Here is a 3,116-nt window from a genome sequence, read left to right as displayed (position 1 = left end):
CCCCCGGTCGGGGACGGATGGGCCGCCCTGCCTTGTGCTCGCGGGGCCGGGGCGCCCGGTTCAGTCCTGGTAGAGCCCGGACAGCGAGTCGGCGTACTTGTCCCGGATGACCCGACGTCGCATCTTCAGGGACGGCGTCAGCTCCCCGGTCCCCGGTCCCCACTCCTCGGCCAGCAGCTCGTACCGCTTGACCTGCTCGCTCCGGTTGAGGCGGGAGTTGGCGGCTTCGACCGCCCGGTCCACCTCCGCACGGACGGCGGGGTGCTCCGCCAGGCCGGCCAGCCCTCCGGCCGACCCGATGCCGTTGGCCGAAGCCCAGACGGGGGCGGCCTCGGCATCGAGCACCAGCAGGGCGACCAGGTAGGAGCGATTGTCGCCGTGGACCATCGCCTGGCCGATCAGGGGGTGTTCCTTCAGTGCGTTCTCCACCAGCGCGGGCGAGACGTTCTTGCCGGTGGAGGTGACGATCATCTCCTTCTTGCGGTCGGTGAGCCAGAGGAAGCCGTTCTCGTCCGTCCGGCCGATGTCGCCGGTGGCCAGCCATCCCTCGGGGTCCAGTGCGGACCGTACCGATCCGTCCGACTGGAGGTAGCCGGAGAAGACGGAGGAGCCCCGCACCATGATCTCGCCGTCCTCGGCGAGGCGGATCTCCACGGACTCCACCGGCCGCCCCACCGAGCCGAGCCGGAACCCGGCCCGCGGACTGTTGCTGGTGGCCACTCCGGTGGTCTCGGTCAGCCCCCACGCGTCCATGATGACGATGCCGAAGCCGGCCCAGAACCTCACCACGTCGACCGGCATCGGCGCCGAGGCGCTGGCCGCCCAGGTCACCCGGTCCAGGCCGCCCGCGGCCAGCATGGGCAGCAGCACGTCCGCACGGACGCGGGCATAGCGCTCCTCCAGCTCCGCGGGCGGCGTCTCGCCCCGCTCCCGGTACCCGACGTGCGTGCGGGCGATCTCGAACGCGGCTTCGATGACAGTCAGTTGCTCGGCCGGCATCAGCGCGAGAAGTCCCCGCACAGTGGCGGACAACTTCTCCCAGATCCTCGGCACCCCGAAGAACTGCGCGGGCCGTACCTCGCGCACGACGGCGGCGACGCCCGTCGGGTCGGCGCAGAGGTAGACGTGCGACGCCCGGTGGCAGGGCAGGTAGATGCCGAGCATCCGTTCGGCGATGTGCGCGAAGGGCAGGTAGCAGATGTGCTCGACGTGCGGGGGAAGTTCGACCACGGCGTCCAGCGCCAGCGCGTTGGACATGACTTGACGATGCGTCAACAACACGCCCTTGGGTTCGCCGCTGGTTCCGGAGGTGTAGACGACGGTCAGCGGATCGTCGGGGCGGGCGGTGTCCAGATCCTTCGCGAACCGTTCCGGCACCGGCTCGCGGAGCAGGGCGGCGAACGGGAAGTGGCTTCCCTCCGCGCCCTGCTCGGTCACCACCAGCCGCTCCAGCGGGGTGTCGGCGTCGGTGAGCAGCGGCTCCCACACAGCCACCTGGGCCGCACCCTCCAACACGGCCACACGGGCACGGCAGTTGCGGGCGATGTGGGTGATCTGCTCGGGGGCCGCTGTGCCGTAGACGCTGACCGGGACCGCACCGAGGCGCACCAACGCCAGGTCGGAAAGCCAGTGTTCGGGCCGGTTGGACATCATCAGCAGCACGCGTTCGCCGCGGCCGACGCCGAGGGCCGCGTAACCGGCGGCGAGGTTGCGGGTGTGCTCTTCGACCTCCGCCCAGTCGAACGTCGTCCAGCCGCCGCCCTTCTCCGCCGACTGCCAGGAGATCGCCGGAAGTCGGGGGTACTCGGTCGCGTTGCGGGCCAGCAGTTGCGGCAGCGTCCGGTCGGCGGGCGCGTCGGGCAGGTCGCCGGTGGTACGGGATTTCGTCACAGCCAACTCCTCACGTGCTCGATCAGCCGAGCGGGATCGGGGCCGACGGGGGTGACGTTGAGCATGGTCACACCCGCCTCGCGGAATGCCTCGACACGGTCACGTACATGCCCCTCGGGGCCGGCCAGGCAGAGGTGTTCAAGGAGTTCTGCCGGTACGGCGGCCTCCGCGTCCTTCTTGCGGCCCGCGAGGTAGTGCTCCTGGATGGCGGCCGCGGCCGACTCGTAGCCGTAGGAGCAGACCAGGTCGTGGTAGAAGTTGCGGCCGGGCGCGCCCATGCCGCCGACGTAGAGGGCGACGGTGGGGCGCATCAGGTCGCGGACGGCCTCGGCCTCGTCTCCGATGGCCAGCAGCCCGCCCGCCACGACGGAGAGCGGGCCGAGCGCGGGATCGCGCGCGGCGGCGCCCTCGGCCAGCGGCCGGCCCCAGACCTTCGCGGCGTGCTCCGGGACGTAGAGGAACGGCAGCCATCCGTCGGCGATCTCGGCGGCCAGCTTGACGTTGGCCGGCCCCAGCGCCGCGAGGTGGACGGGGATGGTGTCGCGGACCGGGTGGTTCAGCAGTTTCAGCGGCTTGCCGAGGGTGCCGCCGCTCTCCGGGGAGAGCGGCATCTCGGTGATGCCGTGGTGCTCGATCACCTCGCGGCGCCAGATCCGACGGGACAGCTCGATCACCTCGCGGGTGCGGCCCAGTGGACGGTCGAACCGGCGGCCGTGCCAGCCCTCGACGACCTGCGGCCCGGAGGCACCCAGGCCGAGGATGGCGCGGCCCCCGCTGATGGCGTCGAGCCCGGCCGCGGTCTGGGCGATCAGCGCGGGGGTGCGTGAGTAGACGTTGAGTATCGCCGAGCCGATCCTCAGCCGCTCTGTCTTCGCGGCGAGGTACCCCATGACCGTCGGGGAGTCGAAGCCGTACGCCTCGGCCACCCAGACGGCGTCGAGGCCCGCGGACTCCAGGGCGGCGGCGCTGTCCGCGGCGGCGCGCGGATCACCGGCGTAGTTCAGGGGTGAGGAGAGTTCCATCAGTGGTGGCCCTTCTGGAGTCCGGACACGTCCCGGTCGCGGGCACCGTCCGGGGTGTGCGGTCCGGGTCGGCCGGGGGAAGCCGGAAAACGCTCGGTGTGCCGGGGAAGCGGGCCGGAAGCGGGCCGGGTGACGCACGCCTCGGCGCGGGCGCCCCGCCCGGCGGGGTACGGATGGCCTGTGGCCCCGCGCGGTGGGAGGACG

The 3,116-nt window shown here is 72.0% G+C and carries 2 protein-coding genes and 1 pseudogene; all 3 read right to left on the bottom strand.

All coding sequences use genetic code 11. The annotated features are described in order from the left end of the window. Positions 1–60: 60 nt before the first annotated feature. A complete protein-coding gene (locus ACFWEP_RS33545; RefSeq protein WP_387375913.1) occupies positions 61–1,890 on the bottom strand; it encodes an AMP-dependent synthetase/ligase in 1,830 nt (609 codons plus the stop codon). Then, positions 1,887–2,912 (bottom strand): LLM class F420-dependent oxidoreductase, encoded by a 1,026-nt coding sequence (locus ACFWEP_RS33540; protein WP_387375911.1) that lies wholly within the window; start codon positions 2,910–2,912, stop codon positions 1,887–1,889. Before ACFWEP_RS33540 ends, ACFWEP_RS33545 begins: the two co-directional genes overlap by 4 nt. Next, a pseudogene (locus tag ACFWEP_RS33535) lies at positions 2,912–3,116 on the bottom strand (CoA transferase); the annotation flags it as partial. The gene ACFWEP_RS33540 and the pseudogene ACFWEP_RS33535, both read right to left, overlap by 1 nt.

The organism is Streptomyces sp. NPDC060198 (assembly GCF_042728415.1).
In the GTDB taxonomy this organism is placed as follows: Bacteria; Actinomycetota; Actinomycetes; order Streptomycetales; family Streptomycetaceae; genus Streptomyces.
Note: the sequence above shows the minus strand (reverse complement) of the source record. Positions and strands in the feature narration are given on the sequence as shown.

Bases quoted from the DNA above. Each gene is read 5' to 3' on its own strand.
- ACFWEP_RS33540 (WP_387375911.1), bottom strand. From the start codon at position 2,912: ATGGAACTCTCCTCACCCCTGAACTACGCCGGTGATCCGCGCGCCGCC.